This window comes from Paraburkholderia sejongensis (genome assembly GCF_020880815.1).
Lineage (GTDB): Bacteria > Pseudomonadota > Gammaproteobacteria > Burkholderiales > Burkholderiaceae > Paraburkholderia > Paraburkholderia sejongensis.
Genome location: NZ_JAJITD010000011.1, coordinates 139504 through 164056, shown reverse-complemented (window position 1 = coordinate 164056; position 24553 = coordinate 139504). Strand labels below are relative to the sequence as shown.

Genomic DNA, 24553 nt, shown 5'->3' with positions numbered 1-24553 from the left:
TACTAACGAACGGGATCTACTTCATGCCTTCTATCGAACTACGCACAAGGCAGTCTCTTGCACTCACGCCGCGTCTTCAGCAGTCGGTGCGCCTCTTGCAACTGTCGGCGCTTGAATTTCAGCAAGAGCTGCGCACGGCGCTCGATACGAATCCGTTCCTCGAATACGATTCGGCGGAGACGGAGGACGTGGCACTCGCCGGCGCTTCGCCGGCCGACGACACCGGCGCGCTGCCCGCCGCCGACACCCTTGCCGCCGGCGAGACCGATTCGCTGCCGGCCGAAAGCGCGGCCGGCGATACGCTGGAAAGCGGCGGCGCGGACGACATGCCGGCCGATTTCTCCGGCGACTACGGCAGCCGCAATTCGGCGCGCCAGAGCAGCGACGCGGACGGCAGCGATCCGGCCGAATGGGCGCGCTCGCAGCCGACCTTGCGTGAACAGTTGCACGATGCGCTGCGTCTGTATCGTCTCGGCGACCGCGATCGCGCGGTGGCCCGCTTCATCATCGAGGCGCTCGACGACGACGGCTATCTGCGTCAGTCGCTCGCCGATCTTGCCGACAGCGTCGATCTCGAACCCGCGTTGACCGAGTCGGAACTGCTGGTCGCGTTGCGGCTCGTGCAGTCGCTCGATCGTCCCGGACTCGGCGCGCGCTCGCTGTCCGAATGCCTCGCGCTGCAGCTCCATGCGTTGCCCGAAGACACGCCGGGACGCGACGTCGCGTTGCAGATCGCCGAGCATCATCTGGAGCGGCTCGCGCGCCGCGAACAGGCTGAACTGCAAAAGCAGATCGGCTGCAGCGCCGAGCAATTGCGGGTGGCCTGTGCGTTGGTGCGCAAGCTCGACCCGAAACCGGGCAATTGCTACGGGCGCACCGAGGACAACTACGTGGTGCCCGACGTGATCGTGCGTCAGGTGCGAAACAAGTGGGTGGTGTCGATCAATCCGGCGGTGCAGCCGCGCGCGCGGATTCATCGGATGTACGCGCAACTATTTGCGCAGTCGGCCGGCGCGAGCCGTTCGCCGCTCGCGCAGCAGTTGCAGGAAGCGCGTTGGCTGATCCGCAACGCGCAGCAGCGCTTCGATACGATTCAGCGGGTGGCCGAATGCATCGTCGCGCATCAGAAGGCGTTCTTTCAGTATGGCGAAATTGCGCTGAAGCCGATGGTGTTGCGCGACGTCGCCGAGGAGCTCGGCCTGCACGAATCGACGATCTCGCGCGCGACCGGCAACAAATATATGGCCACGCCGCGCGGGATTTTCGAATTCAAGCATTTCTTCCCGCGCGAGCTGGGCACTGAAAGCGGCGGCACCTGCTCGGCCGCGGCGGTGCGTGCGCTGCTCAAGGAAATGATCGCCGCGGAGAATACCCGCGATCCGCTGTCGGACGTCACGCTCGCGAAGATGCTCGCAGACCAGGGCGTGCTGGTCGCGCGGCGCACGGTGGCTAAATACCGGCATCTGATGAAGGTGCCGCCGGCGGAGTTGCGCCGGCAGTTGTAAGGATCGGCGCACGGGGTTCGGCGCGGCTGCCGCAACGGTTCAAGCCGCGCTAGCGATACCCGCACGTTGCGTAAAGGGCCATGCGAGGCTGTCCGCCCGCATGGCCCTTTGCCGTCTGTGGACGTCTCGCCGGCCCGCCGGGTTCGCGTGGCAACTGTTTTGCGCGACCGGCTAGCGTCGCGCGGATCAGCCTTTCTTGCGCGCAAACCGCAACGCGAAGCGGACCAGTCGCGGCATCGTCGTCGGTCGCAGCAGGCGCGGATCGTAGCCGGCGAAGCGCCGGTCGTTCTCGGCCAGACACAGACGCATCAGTTCCGGCACGCTGATGTCCGCATCCGAAACCGATTGCGCGCCGTTGACCGTGAAGTTGTTGTCGTGCTCGTGCACGTTGCCTTCCGCATCCATCGCGCGCGCGAGGCCGATGCGTTCCCAGCCGAGAAACATCCATACGCCCGCCACCTTAAGCTCGAAGCGAACGCGCTGCCACCACGACAATTGCGCGCGATGCCACGCGACCCAGTTCGCAAACAGCAGAATGTGGCGGCACTCTTCCTGCATCACCGGCTCGAACGTGTCGATCAGTTCCGGCGGAAACAGCCCCGAGCGTCGCGCGACTTCGAAGAGCCCGAACGCGAAGAAGCTGTCGATGCATTCGCTGTAGCCGGTCACCAGATAGGCCCGTTCGGTGTCCTGCGGATAAACGTACGGCGGCTCGCTTGCGAGCGGAATGCCGTAAGCGGCGACCATCCGCGCCAGGATTTCTTTATGGCGGTTTTCTTCCCATGCGTTCAGCGCGAGCGCGTCGCGCAACTCGGGATCGTCGAGTGACGCCGCGTACGCGGCCATCCGCAGACGCGCGCGGCCTTCGGTCTGCACCGCGATGTCCCAGATCGGCAGCGCGACGATCCGCTGCAACGTCGCCGCTTCGAGTTGCGGCCACGCGAGCACGGACGGGCGATAGGGATTGAAGGTTTCGCGAAACATCCGGCACATTTCGCGGCGGTGCGCGTCGGAGCCGGGAATCAGCGCGCCGCTCGCGGCGCTGGTCCAGTGGCGCATCGTGTGGTCCGCGGCCGCGACGGCCGGGCCGTCGGCCTCGCCGCGCGGCAGTTGCGGCGCGCGAAAACCGGGGATCAGCGCGGCGGCGTCGAATGCGTCTATTACCGGTTGGACCATGAATGTTCTCCGGGCTGGCGACCAAAGCGGCTTCGATTCTGCCACGACTTGTGGGCGTGTTGCGATCGCGTTCGGTAGGGACGTCTAGCGTCGTTTAGCTTCGTGTAGCGGCGAAACAAGCGGTTTGTAAGCTGCGACTCACGTTTGCGCGGGCGATTGACTGCGCGCGAACTTGCGTCAAGAATCGAGCGCCGGCTGGTTGTCGAAGCGGGCGCGTTGCGCTTCGGCGCGTGTCGACTCATGACGGAATACTTTATGGCCATGCGCATTCATTTTTCGTTGTGCCGGATGCCGGTGACGTTGCGACGGCCCGCTCTCGCGCTGACGATGCTGCTGTGTGCCGGCAGTGTGGCGACGTTCGGTGAAGCGGGTGTGGCAGCGGAGCAGGTGGATGCGCCGCCAGAGGTGGTTGGTGCACCGGCGGCGGCCGCCGCTTCGGCTGTCACCGGCAACGAAGGCTCCGACACGAGCGCCGCGCCGCGCAGCAGTTCGGCGAATCAGCCACCCAGGCGCGCGGCTTCTCACGCAGATCCGCAAGCCGCGCGGACGACAGACGTTCCGAATGCAACGGACCACCCGCACCACGACGGCGCAGCGTCGTCCGCAGCCACGCCGGTCCCACCGGAAACTTCCAGCGTCACCACCCATTCGCTACGCCTGAACGGCCGCAAGCTCGACTACACCGCAACCGCCGGCAATCTGCTTTTGCACGACAAAAGCGGCGCGGCCAATGCGAGTATGTTTTACGTCGCGTACACGGTGCCGACGAAAACGCCGTCGACGCGTCCGGTCACCTTCCTGTTCAACGGCGGCCCCGGCGCCGGCAGCGTGTTCCTGCTGATGGGTTCGGTCGGGCCGAAGCGGGTGCGCACCGCGAGCCCCGCCAGCACGCCGCCCGCGCCGTACACGCTCGACGACAACCCCGACAGCCTGCTCGACACCACCGACCTCGTATTCATCGACGCGATCGGCGCCGGTCTGTCGAAACCGGTCGGGCATGGCAGCGGCAAGGACTTCTGGGGCGTCGACCAGGATCTGCGCGCGTTCGTGCAATTCATCGACCGCTATCTGACGGTCAACCAGCGCTGGAATTCGCCGAAGTATCTGTTCGGCGAATCGTACGGCACCGCGCGCGCGGCGATGCTCGCTTACGAGCTGGGGCAGAACGATATCGCGCTGAACGGCGTGATCCTGCTGTCGTCGGTGCTCGATTCCGCCGCGTTCTCGCCCGGCCTCGATTTCAAAAGCGAAAGCTATCTGCCGAGTTTCGCGGCGATCGCGTGGTATCACGACAAGGTCAGGCCGAAGCCCGCGAACCTGCCGGCGTTTCTCGACGAAGCGCGCGCGTTCGCGCGCGGTCCGTACGAACAGGCGCTCGCGGCAGGCGACGCGTTGCCCGACGAGCAGCGCGACGCGATCGCCGCGCGCGTCGCGTACTTCACCGGGCTCGACGTCGGCTTCGTGAAGCGCAACCATCTGCAGCTGTACCCGTCGCGCTTTCGCAGCGAACTGCTGCGCGACGAGGCGCGCAGCGTCGGCCGTTACGACGCGCGGTTCGAAGGCATCGATGCCGACTCCGCGTCCGAGCATCCCGACTTCGACGCGTCGGTGAGCAGCGTAGCGAACGCGTTCAACGCGGCGCTTCATCAGCATCTGGCCGACGATCTGCATTACACGCCGGCCGAGCGCTACCGCGTGTTCAACGACGACGCATTGCGGCAGTGGGACTGGAAGCATCGCGAGTGGTGGGGCGAGCATCTGCAATTGCCGTACGCGGGCGGCGATCTCGCCGAAGCGATGCGGCAGAATCCGCGCTTGCGGGTGCTGTCGCTGAACGGCTATTTCGATCTGGCCACGCCGTTCTACGCGACCGAATACGCGCTCGCGCACCTCGATCTCGACCGCACGCTGCGCGAGAACATACGGATTACGTACTATCGGACCGGCCACATGGTTTATCTCGACGACGCCGCGCTGCATGCGCTCAAGCGCGATCTGGCGAGCTTCTACAGCGCGCCGGTCCAATGAGCGGGCGCGCGTCGCGCACGATCGGCGTGCGCAGCCGGCCGCTATAATTGCAACGCACCGCGCAGCCGCCGCGCCCACGCCGTTGCGGCCGGCCGCTCCGTCCACCGGCTTTACCGATTGCTGCCCATGCCATTCACCCCGATCCCGTCCTTCGCGCGCAAACGCATTTCCGACGTGGTGTCCGACCAGATCAAACAACTGATCTCGGAAGGCACGCTGATGCCAGGCGACCGTCTGCCGGCCGAACGCGATCTCGCCGCGCAACTCGGCGTGTCGCGGCCGTCGCTGCGCGAGGCGTTGATCCGGCTCGAAGCGGACGGCTATATCGAAACCTCGGGGCGGGGCGGTTTCACGGTCGTCGACGTGACCGCGCCGATCATCTCCAAGCCGCTCGCCGAACTGCTGCTGCAAAATCCGCGCACCAGCGCCGACATTCTGGAGTTGCGTCAGGGACTCGAAGCGATCTCGACCGTCTACGCCGCGCAACGCGCGAACGCCGCCGATCTGAAAAAGATCGACGCCGCGTTCGACGCGTTGAAAACCGCTTCGCAGGCCGGCGACCGCGCCAATCTCGCCGAACTCGACGCTGCGTTCCACCTCGCGATCGCCGACTCCACGCACAACGTCGCGCTCGCGCACGTGATGCATGGCATTCACACGCTGATTCGCGAAGGGATGCGCCAGTATCATCGTTTGATCGACTACGACGCCGCGATGGAAAAGCAGTTGATGAACCAGCATCAGGCGATTTACGACGCGGTGATCGCGCGCGACGCGCCCAAAGCGCGCAAGGCCGCCGAGCGGCATCTGGCGTTCGTGCGCGAGCTTTACAAGGACGACGCGGCGAAGCCGGTCAGCAGCGCGCTGTCCTGAGCGGCGCGCCCGGCGGCGCGGGCCCGGCCGCCACCCCGATCGATATCCAATTGACACCCCCAGCGGACTTTTCTATAGTCTTGGTCAGACCAACATGACCAGTCTAGCCGTGCGCCGCGCGGTCACGATTCCCGCCGCCGTTTTCCCCACCGGAAGCTATGAAAGTCGCGCTGTTTATCCCGTGTTTCATCGACGCGTTCTATCCCGAAGTCGGCATCGCGACGCTCGAACTGCTCGAGCGTTTCGGCATCGAGGTCGACTATCCGCAGCAGCAAACCTGCTGCGGCCAGCCGATGGCCAATAGCGGCGCGCATGCCGACGCCGCCGCGACCGAACGCCTGTTCGCGCGCAACTTCGCCGGCTACGACTACATCGTCGGCCCGTCCGCGAGCTGTATCCATCACGTGCGCGAGCATCTGAGCGCGCTCGAACAGACCGATGAAGTGAAGAAGGTGCGCGCGAGCGCCTACGAACTGGTCGAGTTCCTGCACGACGTGGTCGGCGCGCGCGAGTTTCCGTGGGCCGAGTTTCCGCATCGGGTCGGACTGCATACCAGTTGCAGCGCGCTGCGTCATCTGAAGCAGGCTTCGGCGTCGGAAATCGCGGGCGTGCCGTTTTCGAAGCCGCGTACCTTGCTCGAAGGCGTGAAGGGAATCGAGTTCGTGAAGCCGGCACGTCCCGACGAATGCTGCGGTTTCGGCGGCACGTTCTCGGTGACCGAGGAGGCGGTGTCGGTCCGCATGGGGCAGGACAAGGTCCGCGACCATCTGAACGCGGGCGCCGAATATATCGTGTCGGGCGACATGTCGTGTCTGATGCACCAGCAGGGCTGCGCGGAACGGATGAAGGCCGACGCGCGCTTTATTCATATCGCGCAGGTTCTCAATGGAGCGCGCGCATGAGCGGACGCGAACCGCGCATCGATCACGCGAAGGCGGCCGGTGCGTTTATCCAGAAGAGCGAACACGTTGCGTTTCACGACCGGCGGTTGTGGGATCTGCGCGAGAAGCGCGATGCGCAGGCGCATGGGATCGCTGAATGGGAGACCTTGCGCGCGCTCGCGTCGGGGATCAAGGAGCATACGCTGTCGCATCTGGCGGACTATCTCGAACAATTCGCCGCCGCGGCCGAAGCGAATGGCGTGGTTGTCCATTGGGCCGCGACCGCCGAAGAACACAACGCGATCGTTCACAGGCTGATGTCCGAGCGCGGGATGACCACGCTGGTGAAAAGCAAATCGATGCTCACCGACGAATGCCGGATGCGCGAATACCTGGAACCGCGCGGCATCACGGTGATGGAAACGGACCTCGGCGAGCGCATCCAGCAGCTCGATCATCAGGACCCGAGCCATATGGTGGTGCCCGCGGTGCACAAGCTGCGCGCGGACGTGGCCGAACTGTTCGGCCGCACGATCGGCACCGATCCGCATAATAGCGACATTCACTATCTGGCCGAAAGTCAGCGGATGAATACGCGGCCGTATTTCGTGCGCGAGAAAACCGCCGGCATGACCGGCTGCAATTTCGCGGTCGCGGAGACCGGCACGGTGGTCGTGTGTACTAACGAAGGCAATGCCGATCTGTCCGCCAACGTGCCGCCGCTGCATATCGCATCGATCGGAATCGAGAAGCTGATTCCGAAAGTAGCCGATCTCGGCGTCTTCGTGCGGATGCTGTCGCGCAGCGCGCTGGGCTCGCCGATCACGCAGTACACGTCGCATTTCCGCGTGCCGCGCCCCGGCACCGAGATGCATTACATCCTCGTCGATCACGGCCGCTCCGAGCGGCTCGCGATGGAGGACTTCTGGTACTCGCTCAAATGCATCCGCTGCGGCGCGTGCATGAATACCTGTCCGGTCTATCGACGTAGCGGCGGACTCTCGTACGGCGGTACCTATTCGGGGCCGATCGGCGCGATCATCAATCCGACCTTCGATCTGAAACGCTATAGCGCGCTGCCGTTCGCATCGACGCTGAACGGCAGTTGCACGAACGTGTGTCCGGTGAAGATCAATATTCACGAGCAGATCTACAAGTGGCGCGCGGTGATCGCCGAGCATCACGAAGTGCCGTTCGTCAAGCAGGAAGTACTGAAGATGGCGGGGCGGCTGCTCGCGAGTCCGACCTTGTATCGCGCGACGGTCGCGTCGATGGGCAGCGCGTTGCGGCGCTTGCCGAATTTCGTGCTGTACAACCCGCTGAACATCTGGGGGCGGCAGCGCGAGTTGCCCGACGCGCCGAAAATGACTTTTCATGCGTGGTACAAAAAGAATCGCGGAGGCGGCGATGACAACGCGTGAGGACTTTCTGGCTAAAGTGCGCGCCGCGCAGCCGGTCGGACGTCCGCGTCCCGACGTGCCGCTATTCGACGCGCGCGGCGGCGATTTGCGCGAACGTTTCACGGCCGCGTTGCAGACGATGGGCGGCAGTTGTGTCGAAGCGGCAAATGCGAACGATGTCAGCGAGCTGATTCGCGAGCGTTTCGGCGCGGGCGCATCGATTGCATCGGCGGTGCCGGAAGTGCCGGGCACCCGTGTTATTTCGGCCGATACCGAGCCGGCCTCGTTGCAGGACGTCGACGTGGGCGTCGTGCGTGCGCGTTTCGGCGTCGCCGAGACCGGCTCGGTCTGGTTCAGCGAACGCGAATACGTGGTCAATGCATTGGGCTATATCGTCCAGCATCTGGTCGTGCTGCTCGATCCGGCGCAACTGCTCGACGGCTTGCAGGACGTTTATCGCCGCGACGATTTTCTCAGCGCCCGCTACGCGGCGCTCGTCACCGGGCCTTCGGCGACCGCCGATATCGAAGGGGTGCTGATTCGCGGTGCGCAGGGGGTGCGGTCGTTGACCGTTGTGTGGTTGGCGGCTTGAGGGTTCGCCGGCACTCCCGTCGTCAGTCTCGCGTAATCAATCATCAATGCAGCCCGCATGGTTCGCGGCGCAGCCCGTTGTCGTTGTCACCTAAGTAACAGCCATCGCCCACGTCTATCGCCAAGCTCACGTGCAACAACACTGTGAGAACGCGATGGACCTCGAATTCAAGATCCCATTTCCGCTTCCGCAAGATTGTCGTGCGGATATCGTCGCGACCAATGCACGCTTCGAAAGCGCGTGGCGCAACGTGCGTGCGCAACTGACGCGGCGCGCGCGCCGCCTGGTGCGCGGCGATGCCGAGGCAGCCGACGAACTGCTCGCCGACACCGCGCTCAAGGCACTGCTCTATATGCGGCGGATGCCCGAGCGGATTCGCAATCCAGAAGGCTTTATGTTCGTGGTACTGAATCATGTGTTCGTCGACCGGGTCCGTCAGGTGGGCCGTGAAGCACGGGTGATTTTCTATTGCGACGAGTTCGACGTAGAGCATTTCGCGATGCTCGCAGAGAGCGCGCCGTCGCCGACGCAGACGCTCGAATCAGGCGAGGGCCTGTCGCTGATCGCGAGCGCGCTCGACGATCTGTCGGCGAACGAGCGCCGGCTGTTCGCGCTGAAGTTCGAACAGGAGTTGTCGTACGCGAGGATTGCCGGCGAGTTGCAGATCAGCGAAGCTCTCGCTCGCAAACGGGTCGAGCTATTGCGCAAGAAGCTGCGCAAGGCGGCGGACAGCCCGCGGAAAAAAACCGCCATGGGTTCACGCGTGTGCGGTTGAGACGTTCATCGATGTGCTGACCCTCGAACTCATCGCGACCTCAAGGAGCATTCCATGGCGGACTCAACCGCAGTCAACGCGCAGATCACGGATGCCGTAACGCAGACCAACGTCAAGGTCGTGGCCGAAGCGCCGGCCCAGGCGATCGCAGCGTTGTACCAGGTGGCCAGTCATTCGGCCGGGCTGTCGCTGCAGAACGCGGTGCATAGCCAGCAATCGCTGAATCAGATTTCGACAGCGGTGGTGTCGAAGGCGGTGTCGCTGATCATGTCGATCGGCGAGAAGAGCTCGTAATTCGCGGCACTTTCGAGCAAACGCGAGCCGACAGGAGAGTTCGTCAATGGCACTCTGGGACATGTTTACGAAGCGGGTTCAACCGGCCGATAGCGCGGGGGCGACGCCGGGCGCGGCGACCGGGTCCGGTAGCGCAGCTGCTGCGGGCGCGGCGCAGCCGCCGGTATCGCATTTGGCGGCTGAGGGAGGTGCCGGAGCCGCGCCGACGCCCGTCCCCGCAGACACGTCGGCAACGGCGCACACCCCCGCCGCGGCCGACAGCGCAACGCCAACGCCAGCCCCGCTGTCGACCCAGCGCTCGCAGTCATTCGCGCAGCAAGCCGGCGCCGCTGCGCCGACCGGCGCGCTGAACAGCCAGATCGTGCAGGCCGTGCAACTGAGCAACGCGGAAACGGCGAGCTACGCGGCGTCGCAGATCTCGACCGCGCCCGACATGATGATCAGCCAGGCGTCGGGCCTCGTCGCGCAATCGGCGGCGAACTATTTCGACGGTGTCAGCAAGCTCGCGCTGGCCAGCCAGGCGGTGTTGCTGAAGAAGATGACCGAGGACATCGCGAACGAAAATCTCCCGGCCGCCGCGGAAGACGCGCTCGGCGCGCTCGCCACCGATTTGCTGATGGCCGCCGCGGCGGCGGTCGCGGCGGCCGCGGGCGCGATCGAGGCGGAGTCCGCGAGCTTCGCGATCGACAAGATCGATCAGAGTATCGCGCGCTACAGCGCGACGCTCGCGAACCGGAAAAGCAGTCAGCCATAGCAACGCCGGTTCGCTCGCGCGGCGCGCGCGGAACGCGTGGACGCCGTCGGCCTCCCGGATATTTCTAAAGGAATACTGATGAGCGATCTCGAAGCAGATACCTCAGCCGCGTTGCGCTCGTTTGCGGAGAACTGGCTCAAGCGCGCGCTGACGCCGGATGAACTCGCGGAACTCGAACGGTTCCGGCGCGCATGGCGCGACGGCGAGCGCGCGCCGGCCGCGCAGCCTGCCGCCGATCCGGCCGCCAAGGTTCGCGAGCAGGCCGCGCAGGCGGTCAGCGACGCGAAGCAGCGCTCCGACAGCGCGATTCGCGAGGTGCTGCAAAAACTCCAAGGCACCGCCGCGCAAGCGTTGCAGGCATACGAGAACGAGGAGCGGGCGATCCTGAAAGTCGTCGAGGCGGCCCGCTCGCTGAACGACTTGCGGCCGTCGTCGTTGAATCCGGCGGCGAACGCGGCATCACCGGGCGTACAGATGGTGTTGCCGCAAATTGCCGACCGGCTCGCGAATCTGATCAAGAGCGAGGTCGATCAATGTTTCGAGCGGCACTTCGGGCCGCTGCAACGCCAGCTCGCGGCGCTGCTCAACCAGCACGCGTCCGGCGGGCCGGCGGGCAGCGGCCCGCCAGCCGGTGGCACAGTGGCCGCGCGGGCAACCGCGGCGCCGTTGCCCCCCACCGCGCCGCGCGCCGCAGCGCCGGCCGGCGCCGCCGGCGCGCCGGACACGCTTGCCGCGCAAGGCACGGCACCGCCGGTGATGCGCTGAGCAGGCGCTGCGGCGCAGCCGTCGGCCCGCTCACCGGCCCCTATCCGATTCACAGAGTCCGCCACAGGACGTTCATGTAACCCGCGAGGCAGTCGCCACGCACTACGCACAAGGAGTCATACGATGGCATTCCCCACTTCAGTCAATGATCAGGTGACCGATGCGGTCACGCAGTCCAACGTGAAGGTCGTCGGCGAGGCGCCGGCGATGGCGATGGGCTCGCTGTATCAGACGATGGCGCACTCGACCGGCATCCTGTTCGAGAACTCGGTGTCCGCGCAACAGCAGCAGAACACGCTGACACAGGCCGCGACCAACCAGGGCGTGATGCAGATCTACAGTCTCGACACGACGGCCGCCGCCGGCGCGACGGAAAAGGTCGCGCAGACCGGCGTCGCGGATAACCTGACCAGTCTGCTGACGATCTTCAAGGCGTTCAGCGACCTGCGCCGCTAGGCGCGTACGCAACCGGGCGGATGCCGCAGCGGCGTCGCGCTCAATCACTTCCGATAGAGGAGCATCGCAATGGCATTTCCCACTTCAGTCAATAGCCAGATCACCGATGCGGTCACGCAATCGAACGTCAAGGTCGTCGCGGAAGCGCCGGCAATGGCGATGGGCTCGCTGTACCAGACGATGGCGCACTCGACCGGCATCCTGTTCGAGAACTCGGTGTCCGCGCAACAGCAGCAGAACACGCTGTCGCAAGCCGCGGCGAACCAAGGGGTGATGCAGGTCTATTCGCTCGACACAACGGCCGCCGCGGGCGCGACCGAAAAGGTCGCGCAAACCGGCGTGTCGGACAATCTGACCAGTCTGCTGACGGTGCTGAACGCGCTGCCTCTGCCCCGAACCAGCGCAATCTGAGCCGGCCGAGCAGACCGCCGATTGGCGTTGGCAGCGTTCGTGCACGGGCGCCTCGTGCACGAACGCTGCTTTACCTGAAGCGAATTCGACTCGCAACGGCCGCACCCGCAAGCCTCGGTAGCGCGCGTCGTGCCCGCAGCACCCGCGCGCGGCAAGCAGCGACGAGCAGCGACGAACAAGCACCTCTAGCGGCTGGCGGGAATCAGCGCGACCGAGCGCAACTGTTCGAGATCGGCAATCAGCAGCGAATCGCGCGTCCAGGTCACCAGACCCTCGCGGCGCCACGTCTGCAATTGCGCATTGAGCTTCGGACGGCTCGCGTTGATCATCGCGGCGAGATTGCTTTGACTCGCCGGCAACGGCACCACGACCCCGCCGAATTCCGCGCGGCCATGGCGATCGACGGCCGTGACCAGATAGCGCGCCAGACGCGATTCGAGCCGGTGCAGACAGGCCGATTCGATGAACGCGGCGGCTTTGCGCACCTTGTCGCACAGCAGCGCCAGCAGCCGTTGAATGAACATCGGCTCGTCGGTGAGGCGCGGAAAGTGGCTGCGCGACAGCAGAAGCAGCCGCGTCGGGCCGCACGCGAACGCCGCTGCCTCGCGGCGGTTCGGTTCGACCAGCGCGGTTTCGCCGACCACTTCGCCGGGCTCGGCGCTGTCGATAATCAATTCGCGTCCGTCGGGGCCGTAGAGCCACGTGTAGACGCGGCCCGCCACCACCAGCGCGACGAAGTCGTCGGGATCGTGCTTCAGGAACAGCGCTTCGCCGTCAACCAGACGACGCTCGACGACGTGGGTCGCAACATGTTGAAGCAGCGACTCGGGCATGCCGCGAAACAGTTTCGAGCGTTGCAGCACGGCATGACGAGTCGAGAGCGCCAGGCAGTCGTCGGCGTTCGATTGTGCGGTCCGGTGTGATGCCAATTTTGCCCCCGTCATTTTCTTGTCGCGACACACGTTGAACGTTCGGATCGGCGTTCCGTGAACGTTTCGTCATATCAATCGAATAAGCCGGTCTGAATGAACCGGCCAGCTGCTTTTTAGCGCACCGTCGATTGCGGAGATCAGCAATGGTAATAAGAATTTTTATTCGCTTCGCATTGATCGGTAATTCATAAAGAATTTTGATTTTTTATTCACTATTTCAAGATTTTTCCGGGAGCGTCGATTACGGATTGAAAACCTCGGTCGACTGGTCGCGCGGCGCGTTCACAAGCTGCGCGCTGACCCGTTCATCAGAGCAGCCGGCTCGCAGGCCCGCGAGGACCGGCGCTTTCGTGTCCGTCACCGGAGGAACAAGATGATCATTGCTACGTGGAATATGCGCGGCGCGGTTAATGTGCCGTCGATAAATCAGGTTGCGCAATCAACCGGCGCCAATATTATCTGTCTGCAGGAGTGCGGATCGCTGGCCGAGCATTTGCAAGGCCGCACGCCGATCGTGGGGGGCGATGGTTCAATTATCGGTTATACCGGCAATCTGGCGCTCGGCTATGGGTTCATGGAATGCGTGTATTGGGAAAACGTGTGGGGGCAGGGCAGTCTCGCGGTGCTCAGCAATCTCGGCATCAGCGCGACCGGAATCATGGCGCCGGCCGTGTCCGACGATTTCGCGCCGAATAATCCGCGCTCGCTGCCGTGGCTGAGCGTCACCCATCCGGACCTGGGCACGTCGATCACGATCTATTCGATTCATAGCCCGCCGGTATTCGGCTCCGTCACGCTGACCGACACCTCCGCATGGAACAACGCGCAGATCGCCCAGATTGCGGCGTTGGGCGGCACGTGGGCATGCGTCGGTGACTTCAACGCCGATCCGACCGCGATCGATTTCGACGGCCCTCCGTCCGGCCGCATCAGACGCGGCACGCGCGCGACTCAGGAAAGCGGCGGCATCCTCGATTACGCGATCACCAATGCGGAGAACTTCAACTATCGGCAGGAAACCCGCGCGCCGAGCGGCTCCGATCATTACCCGCAGGTCTTCGTCTGGTAGTGAGCGGACGTATTTTCCATGCACCGCGGTCGCGGCCGTTGCGGCGTCTCGCCGGAATGACCGCGGCCCCGGGGCGCCCTGCCGGACTTTGCTATCATCACTGTATAAACATACAGGTCCCGCAAAACCCCCGTGGCAACCGCTGCTTTCCCGGAGTTCCGCTCCGAAGTCCCTTACTACCTCGTCAATTTCGAGCGCGCGCTTGCATGGCTCGCCGCGCGTTACGACGATCTGCTCGACACCGACGAACACGCGTTTGTGCGAACTTTCGCGGCTTTGCCGCAAGCGTCGCGCGCGTTGCTGGTGCGCATGCTGATGCGCGACGGCACGCTGTTTCGCGCGAGCCGCCTCGTCTACGAAGAAATCGGTTGTCCAGTGCTGGCGGCGCAGCCGCTCGCGGCGCACGGCTGGATCGATCTCGCGCCGCTGCTGTCGCTCGACGAACTGTTCGCGCTCAGCACCCGCGCGCAATTGCTGGAAATTTTCGCGGACAGCATCGCGCGAATTCCCGGTGCGAAGGCGCTGCGTAAGCCGCAATTGCTGGCCACGCTGCATGCACTTCATCAGCACGAAGGTCACGGCGGGCATGGTGGGCATGGCGCGCACAACGCAGACGCGGACGCGCACGCCGCCGCGCCGCGCGCGTTCGCCGGCTGGCACGCGGCGAGCACCGACCGCGTACTGCACGTCACGATCGCGCCGCTGTGCGAGCGCTTGCGGCTGATGTTCTTCGGCAATCTGCATCAGGACTGGTCGGAATTCGTGCTCGCGGATCTAGGCATCTTCCAGTACGAGAAAGTCGCGTTCGAACCGTCGTCGCGCGCATTCCAGCAACGCGCGGACATCGACGTGTATCTCGCGCTGCACGCGTGCCGCGAAGCACTCGACTCCCTCCCGCATGACGACGAAGACGAAGACGAGCACGCCGGCGCCGCGCTGCTCGAACTGATCGCAACCGTCCGCGCGATCGACACCGCGAATCCGTGGCTCGAAACGCGCCGCGCGAAACTGCTGTTCGGTATCGGTCAGGATTGCGAACGTCGCCAGCAGTGGTCCATTGCGCTCGCGGTGTACGAAGCTTGTGCGTGGCCCGGCGCGCGGCATCGGCGCATTCGCGTGCTCGAACGCAGCGAGCGCAATGACGCCGCGTTCGCGCTCGCCGCGCAGGCGGCCGCCGCGCCGGAGAGCGAAGAAGAAGCGCAACGGGTCGCGCGGATGTTGCCACGGCTGCGGCGCAAAATGGGCGAGCCGGCGCCGCGCGCGGCCGCGGCGCGGCCAGTCGAACGCGCGACGCTGGTGCTGCCGAAGCCCGTCGCGCCGCTCGCGGTCGAATACGTGGTGCGCGATCATTTGAGCAGCGCCGATGCGCCCGTGCATTACGTCGAGAATGCGCTGATCAACTCGCTGTTTGGGCTGCTGTGCTGGGAGCCGGTATTCGCGGCGCTGCCCGGCGCGTTTTTCCACCCGTTCCAGCGCCGGCCGGCCGATCTGCACGCGCCGGACTTTCACGCGCGCCGCGCCGCGCAGTTCGCCGAGTGTTTCGCGCAACTCGATAGCGACGCGTATCGCGACACGATTGCCCGGCATCTGCGCGACAAGGCCGGCCTGCAATCGCCGTTCGTGTTCTGGGGGCTGCTCACGCCCGAGCTCGTCGCGCTCGCACTCGACTGTCTGCCGGCCGCGCATCTGAAGCTGTGGTTCGAGCGCTTGCTGCGCGACATTCGCGGCAATCGCTCGGGGCTGCCCGACCTGATCCGTTTCTGGCCGGCCGAGCGTCGCTACGAATTGATCGAGGTGAAAGGCCCCGGTGATCGTCTGCAGGACAACCAGGTGCGCTGGCTCGCGTACTGCGCGCAGCACGGGATGCCGGTGCGCGTGATCGACGTGCGCTGGGCCGAAGCTGGCGATGACGCGGCTCAGGAAGCCTCGCATGAAGCCTCGCATGAAGCGGTACGCGAAGCCGCTCACGCGAGCGCGCCAGTTGCCAGCCCGTCAACCATCGCGGAGCGTGGCGCATGAGCTACGTGGTGGCGGTGCGCGCGATGTGCGAATTCACTGCGCGGCGCGGCGATCTCGATCTGCGCTTCACACCCGCGCCGACCTCGCTCGAAGGGATCGCCGGTCATCAGATGGTCGCCGGGCGGCGTGCCACCGGTTACGAAAGCGAGCTCGCGCTGAGCGGCAGCCATCGCTCCTTGACGGTGCGCGGCCGCGCGGACGGCTACGATCCGCTCGCGAACCGGCTCGAGGAAGTGAAGACCTATCGCGGCGATCTCGACCGGATGCCGGCCAATCATCGCGCGCTGCACTGGGCACAGGCGCTCGTGTACGGGCACCTGCTGTGCCGCGCGCGCGGGCTCGCCGAGCTGACCGTCGCGCTCGTGTACTTCGATATCGGCAGTCAGAAGGAAACCGTGCTCACGCAGTCGCACGACGCGCGCGAGCTGGAAATCTTTTTCGTCGAGCAGTGCGAACGGTTTCTCGACTGGGCGGTGCAGGAGGACGCGCATCGCGCCGCGCGCAATGCGGCGCTCGCCGCGTTGCAGTTTCCACATGCGCAATTTCGCCGTGGCCAGCGCGAACTGGCGGTCGCCGTCTATCGCGCGGCGCGCGACGGCAAGCCGCTGATGGCGCAGGCGCCGACCGGCATCGGCAAAACCGTCGCGACGCTGTTTCCGTTGCTGAAGGCGTGCGGCGAAGACCGGCTCGACCGGGTGTTCTTTCTGACCGCGAAGACGCCGGGGCGCGCGCTCGCTCTCGAGGCGATCGATACGCTGCGGCGGAATTCGCCCGCGCTGCCGCTCCGAACCCTGGAACTGGTTGCGCGCGACAAAGCCTGCGAGCATCCCGACAAAGCCTGCAACGGCGAATCCTGTCCGCTCGCACGCGGCTTCTACGATCGTCTCGACGCGGCGCGCGTGACCGCGCTGGCAACGCCGCGGCTCGATCGGGCGGCGGTGCGCGACGCGGCGCTCGCGCATGAGATCTGTCCGTACTATCTGGCTCAGGAGCTGGCGCGCTGGGCCGACGTGATCATCGGCGATTACAACTACTACTATGACGGCAGCGCGATGCTGTACGCGCTCACGCAGCTGAACCAGTGGCGCGTCGGCGTGCTGGTCGACGAAGCGCACAACCTGCTCGAACGCGCGCGCCGCATGTACAGCGCGTCGCTCGATCAAAGCGCGTTCCGGCTCGCGCGGGCCAGCGCGCCGGCGGCGCTGCGCAAGCCGCTCGAACGGCTGCAGCGCGAATGGAACGCGCTCAAGCGCGCGCAGAGCGTGCGCTATCAGGTCTATCCCGCGGTTGCGCCGAAGCTGTTGACGGCCGCGCAGAATCTGATTGGCGCGGTCACCGAACAACTGGCCGACGCGCCGCTGTCGATCGACGAGCACGCACTGCGCTTTTTCTTCGATGCGATGCAGTTCGTCGCGCTCGCCGAGCAATTCGGCGAACACTCGATGTTCGACGTAACGCTCGGCACCGACCGCCACGCGCCGCGCGACAAAACCACCGCGACGCTGTGCGTGCGCAACGTTATTCCCGCGCCGTTTCTGGCGCCGCGCTACGCGGCCGCGCGCACCACGGTGATGTTCTCCGGCACGCTCAATCCGCAGCATTTCTATCGCGACACGCTGGGCCTCGCCGACGATACGCAATGGCTCGACGTCGATGGACCGTTTCGCGCCGAGCAGTTGCAGGTGAGGGTGGCCGCCCATGTGTCGACGCGCTGGCGCGACCGCGAGCGCTCGCTCGCACCGATCGTCGAACTGATCGCCGGACAGTACCGCGCGCAGCCCGGCAACTACCTGGGTTTCCTGAGCAGTTTCGATTATCTGCAACAGGTCGTCGCGCTGCTGCGCGAGCGTCATCCCGAGTTGCCGGTCTGGACCCAGGAGCCCGGCATGGACGAAGCCGCGCGCGATGCGTTTCTCGCGCGCTTTCGGACCATGAACGAGGGGATCGGCTTCGCGGTGCTCGGCGGCGCGTTCTCGGAGGGAATCGACCTGACCGGCCGGCAGCTGATCGGCGCGTTCATCGCGACGCTCGGGCTGCCGCAGATCAACGACGTCAACGAGCAGATGCGCCGCACGCTCGACGCGCGCTTCGGCAACGGCTACGACTACATGTATCTGTATCCGGGCTTGCAGAAGGTCGTGCAGGCGGCGGGGCGGGTGATCCGCACCGAGGACGATCGCGGCGTCGTGCATCTGATCGACGACCGCTATCGCCGGCCCGAGGTGCGCAGGTTGTTGCCGGCCTGGTGGCGGGTGGATTGATCAGGATGACGGAGCAACGGTTCAGGCCGCCGCCGGCCCTTACCGTCACGCCGTCACACCGTCACACCGTCACGCGTGCGGCGACGTCGAGCCCGGATTGCCAGGCGTACCGGGGCCGCCTGCCGGCGTCGGGTCGACCGGAATCTGATCGTCGACCGGCGCGTCGCCCTTGTGGGTATCGTCCTTGTCCGCAGCGGTTTCGTCCGCCGGATGCGGCAGCGGGCGCGGCGCGCTGGAGACGACCTTGGCCGCCTTGCTGGCCGGATCCCACGTGAGCAGTTGCCGCTGCGGATTCGCGATCTCGATGCCGCGCTCGCTGAAACGTTCGAGAATGCGCCGGTTGAATTCGCGCTGCACGCCCCAGCGCGAGGTGTCGCGGCATTGCATCTGACCGGCCAGCGTGACCGCCGAACCGTCGACCGCATCGACGCCCCAGAACGCGAAATCGGACAGGATGCCGTCCTTGTACTTCTCGTCCTCGCGCAGCGACGCGCCGATTTCCTTCAGCGTGTCGATCGCGCGTTCGACGTCCTGACCGAACACGATATTCACCCGCACCGCCGCATTGCCGATCCCGCGATTGGTGTTGTTGACCGTCGTCACCGAGCTGAACGGCACTGTGAACAGCGAACCGTCGCTGCCGCGCAGCCGCACCGTGCGGATCGACAGATACTCGACGGTGCCCGACACGCCCGCGAGCGTGACCCAGTCGCCGACCTGCATCGCGTTTTCCATCAGCAGGAAGATGCCGGTGATGAAGTCCTGCACCAGCTTCTGCGAGCCGAAGCCGAGCGCGACCCCGAAGATGCTCGCGCCCGCGAGCAGCGGCCCGATGTTCACGCCGAGCTGGCTCAGGCCGGTCAGCACGACGACCAGCGCGATCAGACAGAACAGCGCGCTGCGCAGCATCGGCATCAGCGTGCGCAACCGCGCGGCGCGCACCAGGTCGCCGCGGCTGGTCCAGTTGTCGAGCCGTCGCTCGGCCGCGACGTTGACCACTTCCCAGACCACCAGCGCGATGACCGCGGCGATGAGGATCGTCGCGAGTGCCGATGCGAGCCGGTGACCGATCGTGCCGGCGCGGAACAGCGCGACCACGTGCACGCCCCAGGCCTGCAACAGCAGGAGCGCGGTGACGATGCCGATCAGCCAGCCGATCACGCGCCGCAGCAGCGGATAGTAGCGGTACGCATGCTGATGCACGAGCGAGCGCGTTTCGTCGTCCTGCACATGAAAGAGCCGCGCGAGCGCGCCGAACACGACGATCGACACGACCCGTGCGCCGATCAGGATCGCGAGCGTCATGCCGCCGACGTTGACCAGCACGTGATAGCCGTTCTGCACGTCGAACGCCCACACGAACCACAGAGCCATCACAATCACCACCGTGACCGACGCCCATGCGTCGGCGAGCGCGTTGCCGAGCATCTGCACCGATTCGTGCGCGGAGAAGCGCTTGCGGATCCGGTTCGCGACGGGCTTCGCGCATTGCAGCACGAGGATCGAGATCAGCACGTGGCCGACGAGCGCGACCACCTTCAGCAGCGCCAGATGCGCGGCTTCGTTCAGGCCGAGCACCCGGGCGATCTCGGCGAGCGCGACGCCGGCGCCGACCACGCCGACGATCCGCACGATCCACTTGAGCAGGTACGCGGCCCACGCATCGCTCATGCGCAGCAGGCGCAGACGCGGCGCGCTCGGCTGCAGGAAGAACGCGCCGGCGATCGCCACGCAGCGGCACAGCACATAGATATCGATCAGCGAATCGAGCGCGCGGTCCTGCGGCGTGCCGTTGCCGGTAAAGATCGACATCAGCGCGCTCGCCGCGCCGACGAACGCCGCGAGCGGCACCAGCCGCACCAGCGTGATCAGCAGCGCGCGCGGCAGACGTTGCAGCAGCGTCCAGTGATGGGTCGCGTTGCGCTTGCCTTCGGCCTCTTTCGCGCGGCCCCGTTCGGACGGGCTCAGATGCGCGGCATACGGCGCGGCCGGACCGGTCGCGACGGCCTGCGCCTCGGCTTCGAGCGCCGGCGGCAGGGTCACGCCCGGCGGCAGCGGCGGCATGCTGGTCGGCACCGGTTCGGCCGGCGTGGCCGGCGGCGGGGTCGGGGCGAGCGGCTGTTTCGACGGCGGCTGCGACGCTTCGGCGTGGTCGTTGTCGTCGTCGCTGTCCTCCTCCAGGCCGAGCTCGCGACGCGCGGCGATCGCCTTATATGCGCGCCGCAACAGCCGCTTGACGATCCATTCGAGCACCAGCGCGGGAATCAACGCGGCGAGCAGCGACCAGAGGACGTCGAACAATGTCGAGCGGGCCTGGGGATCGTGCAGTTGCCAGTTCCACCACGCGCGCACCGACGCGACGTCGAACAGCGCGGCGACCGAGCCGCGCAGCGATTTGACCAGATAGCCGACCCAATGCGCGCCCTGACGTGCGATCTGCGACGCGAGGCCATTGGATTTCAGCGCGTCGGGCACCAGCGCGGCGACCCCGCTGGCCGGCGGCGGCGCCGAAGCGGCCGCCGGCGCGGCGGCGGGGGGCGCGCTCAACGCGCCGGCGGCGGCGATCGCCTGCAAGGTATCGGCGACCTGCGCGCGGCGTTTCGGATCGTTGAGCACGGAGAGCGCTTCGCGGGCCTGTTCCGGCGTCAGCGAGACCGGGGCGGAAGCGGGTGTCGCGGCGGTGGTCTGCGCCGCCGCGGCGACGGCGGGAGCCGCGCCGGCAAGCAGGAGAACGAAGAACCAGACACGCAATAGTTTTTGCATAGGGTGTAAAGCGGGGAGCAGGCAAAAGCGGAAGATTGTGCCGGAACGGCGTGCGTGTTTCAGCGAAGCGATCCAGAACCGACATCGCGCGGCGCGTACAAGTTCCGGCCGCGACGCGCGGCTGGGCGGGTTTCAGAGCAATACGACGAGGCCGTCGCGGGTGACGAAGGCAATTCGTAAGGATTGCCGATGACGGCCGCCAGGCTCGTCGGAAGGTAGCACAAAGCCTGCCCGGGTCCGGCGGGAGGGGAGCCGGTTGGGCGTTGGGAGGAGGTGCCGGCGCTGTGGCCGGGTCCGGTTGTGGCGCTCAGGCCGGCGCGCGCCGCCGGGTGTGAAACACACCCAGCGCCCCGGCGCTCCAGCGCAACGGCGCGGTCAGGCCACCGACGATGCGTGCGGCTGCGACTCGTCGTCGGCATCGGCACCGCCGCCGCCATTCGCGGCGCGGCTGGCCGACGGCTCCTGATGCAGCCGGTTGGCGTGCATCAGACGGTACAGCGTGGCGCGCGACACGCCGAGTTCGGCCGCCGCGTCCGACAGCTTGTAGCCGTGCCGCAGCAGCGCATGCTCGATCGCATCCTTTTCCGCCTTGCTGCGGATTTCCGCCAGCGTGACGGCCGGCGCGTTGTCCGCCTCGGGCAGCCCGAGGTCGCTCGCGGTGATGAAGCGGCCCTCGCTCATCACGACCGCGCGGCGCACGCAGTTGATCAGCTCGCGCACGTTGCCCGGCCACGAATAGTTCGACATTGCGACGATCGCGTCGCTCGACAGCCCGCGCAGTTTGCGCGCGCCGTCCTGCTTGTACATGCTGAGCGCGTAGTTGGCGAGCAGCTTGATGTCGCCGCCGCGCTCGCGCAGCGGCGGCTCGACGAGGCGCAGCACGCACAGCCGGTGATACAGGTCGGAGCGGAACCGACCGTCTTCGACCGCGCGGTCCAGATCGACGTGGGTCGCCGAAATGACCCGCACGTCGACGCTGATCGGCCCGTTGCCGCCGAGCCGCTCGATCGTGCCTTCCTGCAGGAAGCGCAGCAGCACCGCCTGGCATTCGTGCGGCATGTCGCCGATTTCGTCGAGAAACAGCGTGCCTTCGTGCGCGCTTTCGATCCGGCCGATCTTGCGTTGCAACGCGCCGGTAAACGCGCCGCGTTCATGGCCGAACAGCTCGGCCTGCAGCAGGCTCGGCGGAATCGCCGCGCAATTGATCGCGACGAACGGCCGGCTCACGCGCCGCGAGCGCTCGTGAATGGCCCGCGCGGTCAGTTCCTTGCCGGTGCCCGATTCGCCGGCGATGAACACCGGCGCGTCGGTGACCCCGCATTTGTCGATGCGCCGATACAACTGCTGCATCGGCTCCGACTGGCCGACCATGCCGTGCCGGCCGAGCGACGGCTCCGGCACGACCCGCGGCTGGCGCAGGCTCGACAGCCCGTGCGCATGGCCGAGCGCGAACACCAGCCGTTCGTTCAGCCACGGCTGGGTGACGAAATCGAAGCAGTAATCGAGGATGAAGCGGCTGATCAGTTCGTTGTCCGTCTGGCCCGGCACGATCTGCGCGACCCAGTTGGTTTCGACGCGCCGCATGCACAGCGCGAGCGCGGACAACTGTTGCGACGTGCATGCTTCGGGTAACTGAACGAGGCCGACCTTGATGTTCTCGCGCTCCATCATGCGTTCGGCGAGCGCGGTGCTTTTCGCGTGCACGGCCTGCCACCCGTACGCGGCCAGAAATTCGACGAGTTTGGGGTCGGGCGCATTCGCGACATAGAGAACGGTGCGTTCCATGTCGGCAGGCGTGCAAGTTGTAGTCATGGTTCCCCCGGTTCAATGCTGCGGACTGCTATGCGACGTACTGGACAGACGGGCGGCCGGCTTGCGGCCTGCAGCCAGCCGGCTCAGCCCGCTCCGTTCGCACGGCTGCGGGCCTGGTACTGCAATGCCGGCACTCACTGCTCACGGCAATCCGGCTGCGTTTGATTCACTGCAGCGGCGCTCGCAACACCGGGAGCGCGCGCGAACCGCAACGCGCTGGAGGACGGGCGAATCGTGCAATGCAATGCGATAGCGTTCATTGCTGAAACCGCCCGGCGACTTTATCCCCGAATCGTGAAAACCACTTGAACCGCGAGTTGCCTCGTTGACCTGATACAGGCGCTCTGATTGGCGCATGGTCTAACGATAAGCGAAACGACGGGCAAGCGCCATACAAACAAATATGGATAAAGAAATCGCGTTTTCGTTATCGCAATCGGACGTACCACTAAGGAATAAGCAGTCAAGCCCGTTTATGTGACGCATCCCACATTGGCTTGCAATCGGCGATGGTTTAAGCGTGACATAAATTCAGAAGCGTCGAAGCGCGGTGTTTCATACATGCGACAGTTCGGGCAGTCGCAGCCATAAGCCTCTGGCCGTGCCGCGCGAGCCGCGCCGCTCGCCGCGGCTGCCGCGCAAAGCGCGTGCGGCCGGCCCGGCGGGGCCGCGCCACGGCCGGCCGCAGCGGCGCGCACGACCGTGCGGCGGCGAATTCGCGTGTCAGGAACGAATCAATGTGCGCGGCTGGCCGGGTTCGATCCGGCGGCGCGGCGGCCGCATTCGCGCGCCGGTTGCGGCCGCTCAAGGCTCGCACGGCTTCGCGGGGATCGCGGGTGGGCCTGGCATAACCGTTGCAATAAGGTGCGCACAGAAAAAATGTTTGCCGCCAGCTCAACGGTACGGGGAAGCCACCAATAAATAAGAGCGGCGGCAATACAGCTGACTCGCGGACCGGGCGGGAAAGCCATCAGGTTTTGCGGGTGCGCGGCGAGGCCTTGTGATTTTTATGTCGGATAAAAACGGATGAATGGCGGATTGCATATCGGCATTCTTAACCGACGACGACAGGCAGCGACTTCGCCGTTTTGCCTTTTCGACTTTTTGTCCGCCGGACGCGAAAAGGAATGTCGATAACGACAGGTGACGCGCAGAGAACGTTTGCGAGCGACGCACCGACACGATGCAAGGGGCCGCGCCGGCCGGGACCAGCGGGCGCGAGAAAGCGAGGAGAGAGGCCATAGTCTCCATAGAGAGACGAATGTACGAGGTGTACCGGGTGCCGTGTCCGTGCATTGGCACGGGCACGGCGGCCTGGACCGGCGACGGGCGGCGCGAGACGGCCGGATCCGGCGCAATCCCAACCGAGATCGGGGGGTGTCATGAAACAACTGATTCGCAAGCCGGCCGTCGCACACGCGGCCGCGCTTCCGGGCGCGTCGGCGAGTCCGGCCGCGGTGGGCGCTACCGCGCACAGCTACCGGCGCTATGTGACGGCGTCACGGGCGCGCTTCTTCGCGCAGTCGGCGGCTTCGTCGGTCGATCTGCTGGCGCTGGTGGTGGCCGATGCGCTGCGGCGCAAGACCGAGGCGGAGCTGCGTCACGAACTGCTGCGCGATGCACTGTACGAAATGCCGCCACGGCGCCCGCGCGACGAGGACGGCGGCGCTCACGGCCTTCGTGACGCGGGCAACGCCGCCGCCGCCGACGCCGACAGCGGCGATTGACCCGCAACGGCATTGAGCGCGGCGGGTCGCGGCACGGCGAGGTCGAGACCGGCCAACGAC

At 65.9% G+C, this 24553-nt stretch carries 20 protein-coding genes; 16 read left to right on the top strand and 4 right to left on the bottom strand.

The genetic code is table 11. The features are described 5' to 3' along the window. Positions 1–23 precede the first annotated feature (23 nt). Positions 24–1505: an RNA polymerase factor sigma-54 gene (locus tag LJ656_RS22185; RefSeq protein ID WP_230511545.1), complete on the top strand. Its 1482-nt coding sequence runs from the start codon at positions 24–26 to the stop codon at positions 1503–1505. A 186-nt stretch (positions 1506–1691) separates the two neighbouring features. Here the strand turns inward: LJ656_RS22185 and LJ656_RS22180 are convergent, their stop codons facing one another. Then, entirely contained in the window at positions 1692–2681 is a 990-nt protein-coding gene (locus LJ656_RS22180; protein WP_230511544.1) for a ferritin-like domain-containing protein, read from the bottom strand. 255 nt (positions 2682–2936) lie between these two features. Between LJ656_RS22180 and LJ656_RS22175 the strand changes: the two genes are divergently transcribed. The 11 genes from LJ656_RS22175 to LJ656_RS22125 all read left to right on the top strand — a co-directional run bounded on the left by LJ656_RS22175 (position 2937) and on the right by LJ656_RS22125 (position 11910). Then, positions 2937–4709, top strand: coding sequence for a S10 family peptidase (locus LJ656_RS22175; RefSeq protein WP_230511543.1), 1773 nt, complete (start codon positions 2937–2939; stop codon positions 4707–4709). Positions 4710–4835: 126 nt separating this feature from the next. Continuing rightward, entirely contained in the window at positions 4836–5582 is a 747-nt protein-coding gene (locus LJ656_RS22170) for a FadR/GntR family transcriptional regulator (RefSeq protein ID WP_230511542.1), read from the top strand. Between the two features lie 158 nt (positions 5583–5740). Next, entirely contained in the window at positions 5741–6484 is a 744-nt protein-coding gene (locus tag LJ656_RS22165; protein ID WP_230511540.1) for a (Fe-S)-binding protein, read from the top strand. Next, positions 6481–7884 carry a lactate utilization protein B gene (locus tag LJ656_RS22160; protein WP_230511538.1) on the top strand — a complete coding sequence of 468 codons (1404 nt, stop codon included), beginning with the start codon at positions 6481–6483 and terminating at the stop codon, positions 7882–7884. Before LJ656_RS22165 ends, LJ656_RS22160 begins: the two co-directional genes overlap by 4 nt. Then, a complete protein-coding gene (locus tag LJ656_RS22155) occupies positions 7871–8455 on the top strand; it encodes a LutC/YkgG family protein (RefSeq protein ID WP_230511537.1) in 585 nt (194 codons plus the stop codon). Before LJ656_RS22160 ends, LJ656_RS22155 begins: the two co-directional genes overlap by 14 nt. Before the next feature lie 154 nt (positions 8456–8609). Further along, complete coding sequence (locus LJ656_RS22150) at positions 8610–9230, top strand: RNA polymerase sigma factor (RefSeq protein WP_230511535.1); 621 nt, start codon at positions 8610–8612, stop codon at positions 9228–9230. Positions 9231–9284: 54 nt separating this feature from the next. Continuing rightward, a complete protein-coding gene (locus tag LJ656_RS22145; RefSeq protein ID WP_230511534.1) occupies positions 9285–9524 on the top strand; it encodes a RebB family R body protein in 240 nt (79 codons plus the stop codon). A gap of 46 nt (positions 9525–9570) precedes the next feature. Beyond that, positions 9571–10278 (top strand): hypothetical protein, encoded by a 708-nt coding sequence (locus tag LJ656_RS22140; protein ID WP_230511532.1) that lies wholly within the window; start codon positions 9571–9573, stop codon positions 10276–10278. Between the two features lie 78 nt (positions 10279–10356). After that, complete coding sequence (locus tag LJ656_RS22135) at positions 10357–11043, top strand: hypothetical protein (protein ID WP_230511531.1); 687 nt, start codon at positions 10357–10359, stop codon at positions 11041–11043. Positions 11044–11166: 123 nt separating this feature from the next. Beyond that, positions 11167–11499 carry a RebB family R body protein gene (locus tag LJ656_RS22130; RefSeq protein WP_230511530.1) on the top strand — a complete coding sequence of 111 codons (333 nt, stop codon included), beginning with the start codon at positions 11167–11169 and terminating at the stop codon, positions 11497–11499. A gap of 69 nt (positions 11500–11568) precedes the next feature. Next, complete coding sequence (locus tag LJ656_RS22125; RefSeq protein WP_230511529.1) at positions 11569–11910, top strand: RebB family R body protein; 342 nt, start codon at positions 11569–11571, stop codon at positions 11908–11910. A 185-nt stretch (positions 11911–12095) separates the two neighbouring features. Here LJ656_RS22125 and LJ656_RS22120 read toward each other — a convergent pair whose 3' ends face one another. Then, entirely contained in the window at positions 12096–12839 is a 744-nt protein-coding gene (locus LJ656_RS22120; RefSeq protein WP_230511528.1) for a Crp/Fnr family transcriptional regulator, read from the bottom strand. Positions 12840–13215: 376 nt separating this feature from the next. On the opposite strand from LJ656_RS22120, the gene LJ656_RS22115 reads away from it, so the two are divergent. The 3 genes from LJ656_RS22115 to LJ656_RS22105 all read left to right on the top strand — a co-directional run bounded on the left by LJ656_RS22115 (position 13216) and on the right by LJ656_RS22105 (position 18191). After that, on the top strand, positions 13216–13911 hold the full coding sequence (locus LJ656_RS22115) for an endonuclease/exonuclease/phosphatase family protein (RefSeq protein WP_230511526.1): 696 nt from the start codon (positions 13216–13218) through the stop codon (positions 13909–13911). A 132-nt stretch (positions 13912–14043) separates the two neighbouring features. After that, positions 14044–15930: a VRR-NUC domain-containing protein gene (locus LJ656_RS22110; RefSeq protein WP_230511525.1), complete on the top strand. Its 1887-nt coding sequence runs from the start codon at positions 14044–14046 to the stop codon at positions 15928–15930. Continuing rightward, entirely contained in the window at positions 15927–18191 is a 2265-nt protein-coding gene (locus tag LJ656_RS22105; RefSeq protein WP_230511524.1) for an ATP-dependent DNA helicase, read from the top strand. Before LJ656_RS22110 ends, LJ656_RS22105 begins: the two co-directional genes overlap by 4 nt. Before the next feature lie 69 nt (positions 18192–18260). Here the strand turns inward: LJ656_RS22105 and LJ656_RS22100 are convergent, their stop codons facing one another. Beyond that, positions 18261–20954, bottom strand: coding sequence for a mechanosensitive ion channel domain-containing protein (locus tag LJ656_RS22100; RefSeq protein WP_230511523.1), 2694 nt, complete (start codon positions 20952–20954; stop codon positions 18261–18263). A gap of 375 nt (positions 20955–21329) precedes the next feature. Continuing rightward, positions 21330–22766, bottom strand: coding sequence for a sigma-54-dependent transcriptional regulator (locus LJ656_RS22095; protein ID WP_230511521.1), 1437 nt, complete (start codon positions 22764–22766; stop codon positions 21330–21332). Between the two features lie 1382 nt (positions 22767–24148). On the opposite strand from LJ656_RS22095, the gene LJ656_RS22090 reads away from it, so the two are divergent. Beyond that, the gene (locus tag LJ656_RS22090) at positions 24149–24493 is read left to right on the top strand and encodes a hypothetical protein (protein WP_230511518.1); all 345 of its coding nucleotides are present in this window, start codon (positions 24149–24151) and stop codon (positions 24491–24493) included. Positions 24494–24553 lie beyond the last annotated feature (60 nt).